The organism is Dyella monticola, from assembly GCF_003363155.1.
Lineage (GTDB): Bacteria > Pseudomonadota > Gammaproteobacteria > Xanthomonadales > Rhodanobacteraceae > Dyella_B > Dyella_B monticola.
Map to the genome: position 1 here is coordinate 1 of NZ_QRBE01000027.1, position 7876 is coordinate 7876.

The window sequence follows — 7876 nt, forward strand, 5'->3', positions numbered from 1 at the left end:
ACGGCCAGATAGGGATTATTGGCACCACTGCCGTTGCTCACTGCTTGATCCAGTGCATACAGCGCACCTTGCAGCGTGGTCTGCGTGCCGCCGTTGGCAAGCGTATAGGTCGGGCCGGTCACCGCACCGGTAACCGTATTGATGGATGCGCCACCGCCCAGTGCATTCACCACCGGCACCAGCTGGCTGACGTTCAGTGCATCGGTGTTCTGCGTGCCCGCTGCAAGGTTCACGATCTGGCGTTCGCTACCGCCCGCACCGACCGCCACCGTGTTGTTGCGCGTGGTGGTGCTGTTGGCACCCAGCGCCACGGCGTTGGAGGCGCCGTCCGTCGACGCGCCGACACCGAGTGCGGCGGAATGCGACGACGACGTCGCACCGCGCCCCATGCTGATGGAGTCGGTGAGGGCCGCCGCTCCCTGCCCGATGGCCGTGCTATTGCCAGCGGCCTGGGCGCCTGCACCGAACGCTGTCGAGTTCGTGGCCGACGTCGCCGCTTGACCCACGGTGGTCGAGTTGAGGTCGGCGCTGGCACCGGCGCCGATGGCGATATCGTTGATATCGCGCGCCCTCGATCCGTTGCCGATGGCGACCGCGTTTTCGCCGACCCCCGCCCCACTGCCGATGGCCACGGAACCGGCGAAGTCCGAGATCGCGCCGGTGCCGATGGCCACCGCGCCCGCCGCACTGGCGGTAGCACTGCTGCCGATCGCCACCGCATTGCTGCCGGAAGCCACCGCATCATCGGAACCGTTATTGAGACCGTCGGCTTTGAAGTAATGCAAGGTCTGGCCTGCGGCGTCTTGCAGTTGCTGCACCTGGTCGCCGAGGTTGTTGACGGTGGTGTTGAGCGTGGTGACGGTGAGGTTGGTCGTTGTCAGCGCACCGTCCAAGGCGCTCAGGCCATCGCCCACGGTGGTCTGCGTGCCGCCGTTGACGAGATCGTAAGTCGGCCCGGTGACCGCGCCGGTACTCGGATCGATCGATGCGCCGCCGCCCAGCGCGGTGACCACCGGCTTGAGCTGGCTCACGTTTACCGCATCATCGGCGGCAATGCCCGCTTGCAGGTTGACCAACCGGCGCGTGACGCCGGCGGCCGCGTTGCCGATCGAGACGGTCATCGGCGAATCGGCCAGGCTGTCGCTGCCGATCGCCACCGATTGCGCGGCCGAGGCGCGGGCGCGCGGGCCCATCGCCATCGCGTCGCTGACCGTCGCCAGCGACGCCACGCCGATCGCGATTGCGTCCTGGCCGATGGCATTGGCCACCGTGCCGGTGGAGTTGACCTTCACGTACGGCGTGCCATTGCTGATTTCGTTGCGCAGCTCGTCCACTGCATCGGTCAATTGCGTGAGGTTCACCGCATCGGTGGGCTGGATGCCGGGCGCGACATTGAGAATCTCCACCGGACTGCCCACGCTGCCAAGCACGATCAAGTTCTTGGAGGCATCGCTATAGGTCACCGCCAGGGACACGCCGGTATCCGGATTGTAGACGCCGCTGTTGCGCAATCCGTTTTGCAGTGCATAAAGCTGCGAGCCGTTCACTGCATCGGTGCTGGTAGCTGAAAGGATCGCCGGCGACATGTTCACGATCTTGCGCGTGAACCCCGAGTCATCCGTCGCTGCACTGCCCACAGAAACCGTAAGGGCTTGGTCTGCCAGAGAACCCGCCCCCAGCGCTACGGCATTGGTGGCGATCGTTCGAGCTTGATCACCGATCGCCATTGCACCTAGCTGCGTGGTTTGAGCGCCCTTACCAATGGCGATGCAGCACGTATGAATGATGCTCGTCTCCTGTCCGATGGCGATCGAGCCTTCCCCGTAAGAGCCCGCGCCATCACCCAGCGCGATGGCGCCGGTACTGCCAGCCTGGGCGTTGCTGTCGGACACAGCTTTTGCATTGCGACCAATCGCGATGGCACCTTCGCCCACCGCCGTTGCCTGTGCGCTCAAACCCATCGCGATATTGCCGTCGGCCGAGCTCGTAGCGGCAGAGCCGAGGGCTACTGCATTAGTGGCGGTCGCTTTAGCAGTTGGGCCAATCGCCACGGAAGTAGACGCTGACACGTTTGCGCCGAAGCCAAGCGCTACGGACTTATCAGCCGCCGCAGTTACCACAGCCTGCTGTCCGATAGCCGCAGCATATTGGGCAGCCCCCGACGCGTCGCTGCCGATGGCAGTCGCGTGATCGCCACTGGCCGTTCCTGCGATAGCGATGGCGTAGCCACCGGAGGCCTTGGCCCCTGATCCAATAGCGAAGTCGTAGGCGTTAGAGGCGCTGGCGCCCCCGCCAAGCGCCACACCACTGAGGCCAGTAACCAAGGCTCCATGACCGAGGGCAGTGCCTGTATTGACACTAGCAGTGGCGCTACCGACGGTCGCACCGTTACCGAAGGCATTGGAGCCCGTGCCGTACACGGTCGCAGAGCTACCGAACGCGTTGCTGTTATTTCCAGTCACAGAAGCGACAGCGCCAATCACATTCACCGCAATACCGCCAGAAGCCTTAGCGCCGCTCCCCATCGCAAGAGTGTTAGTACCGGTAGCGGTCGCGGCGCCGTTACCGCTGCCGACGATCTTGATATAGGTATCGTCCAGCGCCGCCAGCGTACCGATGGACTGCAGATCCATCTCGCCATCGGCGTCCGCGAGACCCGCGATGTCGTCGCGGGAAGACTTCCGCACCCGGACCGGCACCGGCGAATGTCCAACCCGTTGTCGCGTGGGTGCGCGGGCAACGTTCTTGACCACCGTGGCCTTGCGGCTACTGGCTACCACGTTGCGCGCTTTGGATGGCACTGAATGTTGGGAATGACCGTTGTGCTTTTTCATGGCGACGCGTCCTTATCAGCAATGCAGGAAGGAGTGAGGTTGTGCGCCATGTAGACTCGCGTCATTGCGATGGTGCTTCGACACGCTACGTTCTTGAAAAAACAGTCACGCGCTCGGCACCGGCCCGCTTAGGCGTGCGCGTGCTTTCACACGGAATGTCGAGAGGCTTCTCCAGCGCAGCGGGCGGTACCGGGCCTATCGCGGTCGAAAGAACTAAGCGCTGGCGAAACGATGCAGCAATCGGTCGACGGAATCCCTCCGTAAAGCAAACGCGCGAAACGCACCGTCCTTCGCCACTTGCTATCGCCGTAGCAAGGCGGTCAAAGCGTCGCTAAGCATGCTGCCGCCCGATGACACGAGGGCTATGACTTACAAGCTGAAACGGATAACGCGGTCTACGATCAGCGCTGCGCATGCATCCGTGGGATGCACGGCAGCGCGCAACTTCGCACACGCGCTGATAATCCAGTGTGAAAAGAATGCCAATAGCTGATTATGTGGATGCTGTGCATCACACGTCGGTGATGCATGGCGCTTAGCACTTTACGCTCGCAAAAAACAAAGACACTGGGTCCCGGCTTTCGCCGGGACGACGAGGTGACTATTCGGTTTCTAGGAGCTATTTCAAATGAGGTAAACCCTCTCCCCTGCTCGCGCAGGGGAGAGGGCAACCCACCCATCTTGCCTTCACTGTTGAGACGCACGCCCACCTAGCTGACTGCGCAGCAGCGTTATCTCGGCCCGCATCGCCGCCAGGGCTTCCTGCAATTGCGCAACGTTCACCGCATCGGTGGGTTCGGTACCTGCCGATACATGGATGATCTGTCGCGCACCGATGTTGCCACCGCCGATGGAGAGCGCGTTGCCGCGGTCCGCCACCGCGCCGTACCCGAGTGCGACACCACCGACCGCTTCGGCCGCGACGCTTGCGTCTGCGCCCAACGCCAACGCCTCGTCCGCGCCCACCATCGCGCGCCGGCCCACCGCAATGCCATGGTCGCCGCGTGCTCGCACGCCATCGCCCATCGCGATGGTGCTCCTGCCGATCGCCAAGGTGCCATTGCTGCCCAGCGCCAGTGCCTGCTCGCCATTGGCCTGTACCCGCGTACCCAACGCTACCGCCCTCGCGCCATTGGTTTGGACGTCCGAACCCATCGCCACGGAATAACTCTGATCCACACCCGTGTGTGCCATGTGGCCCAGGGCTACCGAGTAGTCGGAAGCGGCGATGTTCTGCAAACCCATCGCGATGGCATTGGCTCCGCTAGCCGTCGAAAACGCGCCGATGGCGGCGGCCGTCATCTGTGCGGGATCACCACCGTTCAACGAGGCCACGTTGTGATTGGTACGGCCTTCCATGGTCGCCAGTGGATCGGGCGCATCCTTCGGGCCTTTGTTGGCGATCAACGCGTCCAACGCCTTGCGCACGCCGTACAACTGACTGCCGTTGATGGCGTCCGTGCTGTCGGAGGCGATCTCGCCATTGTCGACGTTTATGATCTTGCGCTCGCCGCCAATGTAGCCCACGGACACGACGTCGGCATCGCTGGCCACGGAGTTGGAACCAATCGCCACCGAGTTCGTACCCGAAGCGCGCGCGCCCGTACCGATAGCCACCGCACCGGCTATCGTGGCACTGGAGGCTGAGCCGATGGCGACGGCGTTGGTGCCGTTCGCATTGGCTGCCGCGCCGGTGGACGTGACCTTGATGTATTTCAGATCGATGGCGCCATTGATCAGTTCGTCCTTCAAATTGCTCAACTCGGTGGTCAACTGCCCACCATTGACCGCGTCGGTACTGTCCGCCGACAAGTCGCCCGGCGCCACGTTCGTCATGGTCACCGGAGTGCCGGTCGTGCCGAGGGTGACCGCGGTCTTGGTGTCGTCGGTGTACACCACCGCCAGCAGGTCGCCGTCCGCATCGAACAAACCGCTGTTATCCAGCTTTTCCTGCAGATCGGTCATTTGATTGTCGATCTGGGTGATGGCTTCGCCCACACCCGTCACCGACTCGCCGCCGACCGTGTAGACCGGTTCGCTCACCGTGCCGTCTGGATTGACCTCGGCATCGCCGCCCAGGGCGGTGGCGATGCTTTGCGCTGTACCGAACAATTGCGAACCGTTCACCGCATCCACGCTGCTCGACGAGACGTCGCCGGCTGCCAGGTTAGTCATCGCTACCGGTGTGTCTGTCGTGCCTAGGGTGACTGCGGTCTTGGTGTCGTCGGTGTAAACCACCGCCAGCAGATCGCCGTCCGCATCGAACAAACCGCTGCCTTCCAGCGTGTCGTGCAGATTGCCCAACTGGTCGCCGATCTGCGTGATGGCATTGCCTACGCCTGTCACTTCCTCGCCGCCGATGGTGTAGACCGGTTCGCTCACCGTGCCGTCCTCATTCACGGTGGCGTCGCCGCCCAAGGTGGTGGCGATGCTTTGCGCCGTATCGAACAACTGCGAACCGTTGATCGCATCCACGCTCGTCGGCGACACCTCCCCTGCTGCCAGGTTAGTCGTCGTTACCGGTGTACCGGTCGTGCCGAGGGTGACCGCGGTCTTGGTGTCGTCGGTGTACACCACCGCCAGCAGCTCGCCGCTGTCTGGATCGAGCAGGCCGCTGTTGTCCAGCGTGTCCTGCAGATTGCTCAGCTGGTCGCCGATCTGGGTGATGGCATCGCCAACGCCGGTTACTTCCTCGCCGCCGATGGTGTAGACCGGTTCGCTCACCGTGCCATCCGCATTCACCGTCGCATTGCCGCCCAAGGTGGTGGCGATGCTTTGCGCGGTATCGAACAACTGCGAACCGTTCACCGCATCCACGCTCGCCGCCGACACGCCGCCTGGTGCCAGGTTGGACATCCCTACCGGTGTGCCGGTGGTGCCGAGCGTGACATTGGTCTTGTCGCCGTCGGTGTACACCACCGCCAGCAGGTCGCCGTCGGCATCAAACAAACCGCTGTTGTCCAGCGTGCCCTGCAGATCGGTCACCTGGTCGCCGATCTGGGTGATGGCATTGCCGACGCCCGTCACGGGCTCGCCACCGATGGTGTAGACCGGTTCGCTCACCGTGCCATCGTCGTTCACCACGGCGTCACCGCCCAGGGTGGTGGCGATGCTTTGCGCCGTATCGAACAACTGCGCGCCGTTGATCGCATCCACGCTCGTCGGCGACACCTCGCCCGCTGCCAGGTTGGTCGTCGTTACCGGTGTACCGGTGGTGCCGAGCGTGACCTCGGTCTTCGTGTCATCGGTGTACACCACCGCCAGCAGATCGCCGTCCGCATCGAACAAACCGCTGTTGTCCAGCGTGTCCTGCAGATCGGTCACCTGGTCGCCGATCTGGGTGATGGCATTGCCTACGCCCGTCACGGGCTCGCCGCCGATGGTCTAGACCGGTTCGCTCACCGTGCCATCCGCATTCACCGTCGCATTGCCGCCCAGGGTGGTGGCGATGCTGAGTGCCGTATCGAACAACTGCGAACCGTTGATGGCATCCATGCTGTCGTCGGCGACGCTACCGGCCGTCACGTTCTGCAACAGCGTGCCGTTGGTGCCACCCAGCGTGACGGTGTCCTTGTCGGAGTCTTCGTCATACGACACCGCATTGGGGTCGCTTCCGGACAAGCCCGCCAACGCGTCAAGCGCCTCGGCGATCGTGTGATAGCCCGTGTCGTCGATCGTATAGGTCGGTTCGCCGATGCTGCCATCGATGTTGATGGGAATGCCAAGCGGCTGCGCCACCCCTTGCAACTGATTGATGATGACCGCATCCGTCCCCTCCGTACCGGCCGCCACATTGATGATTTGCCGGCTTATGGGGTCGGGGAAGTTGGGGGTGGCTCTGGGGTTACCCAGCGACACGGCGTTGCCGCGATTGGCCACCGCGCCCTGTCCCAACGCCACGCCGCCGATTGCACCCGCAGAAACGCTCGCCAGGTTGCCCAAGGCAACAGCGTCGGTGACGTTGGCGGCCACGCTGGCGGAACTGCCGATGGCGATCGAGTTGTCCGTAAGTTTATTTGCGCGCGCGCTATTACCAATCGCAACCGTACCCGTTCCTATGGCATAGGCATTGTTGGTGCCGATCGCCACGGCATAGTCGGCATTGGCCTGCGTTTGTGAGCCGATGGCTACGGCGTTCGAGCCGGTCGTCGAGACGTTCGATCCGATCGCCGCCGAATAGGGCTCGTCTGTGCCCGTGGACGCAGAAACGCCGATCGCTGCCGAATTATCCGATAGCACCGAATTGCTCAGACCAAACGCCACTGTTTGAATGCCGCTGGCGAACGACCCCACGCCAAATGCCATCGACGTGTACGAATTAGCATCGCCGCCATTGAGCGATGCGGTGTTGTCCCCGCTCACACCTTCGATCGCGAACAGCGGCTGCGTGACATCCAGCACACCCATGCGTCGGTTGAGCGCACCCAGCAGCGTGAACAATTGCCCGCCGTTGATCGCATCGGTGCTGCCATCGCTGTAGTCGCCATCATCCACGTTGATGATCTTGCGTTCGCTGCCAATGTTACCCACCGATACGGTATTGGCGCCCGCTGCGAGTGAGTTGATGCCGATCGCCACGCTATTGGCGCCCAAAGCGCGCGCACCCGTACCGATCGCCACCGCACCGGTTATCGAGGCGGTGGCGGTCGATCCGATCGCTACTGCATTGGGGCCCGTGGCATTGGCGTCCGAACCGGTGGCGTTGACTTTGACGTACCGGAGGCTCGCGCTCAGGCTGTTGGTCAGCGTGGTGATGGCGCCATCGAGTTGGTCCACATTCACCGCATCGCTTCCGGCCAAGCCGGTCGCCACATTCATCACTTCCACCGGCGTGCCCAGGTTGCCGAGCGAGATGATGTTCTTGGTGGCGTTGCTGTAGGTCACCGCCAGCGACTGGCCGGTGCCGGGGTCGATCACGCCGCCGTTTTCCAGTGCATCTTGCAGCGTGCTGAGTGCTTGGTCGGTGGCGTTCAACTGCGAGCCGTTGATCGCGTCCGTGCTGGTCGCCGAGACCTCGCCGAGCGCAACATTGACGATCTTGC

General features: G+C 63.2%; 2 protein-coding genes and 1 pseudogene. All 3 read right to left on the minus strand.

Going from position 1 to position 7876, the window contains the following annotated elements:
• A partial coding sequence (locus DWU98_RS21350) for a beta strand repeat-containing protein (protein ID WP_425480256.1) occupies positions 1-2834 on the minus strand: 2834 nt, incomplete at its 3' end.
• Positions 2835-3521: 687 nt separating this feature from the next.
• The gene (locus DWU98_RS21355; RefSeq protein WP_115497611.1) at positions 3522-6200 is read right to left on the minus strand and encodes a YadA family autotransporter adhesin; all 2679 of its coding nucleotides are present in this window, start codon (positions 6198-6200) and stop codon (positions 3522-3524) included.
• A gap of 18 nt (positions 6201-6218) precedes the next feature.
• A pseudogene (locus tag DWU98_RS21360) lies at positions 6219-7876 on the minus strand (hypothetical protein); the annotation flags it as partial.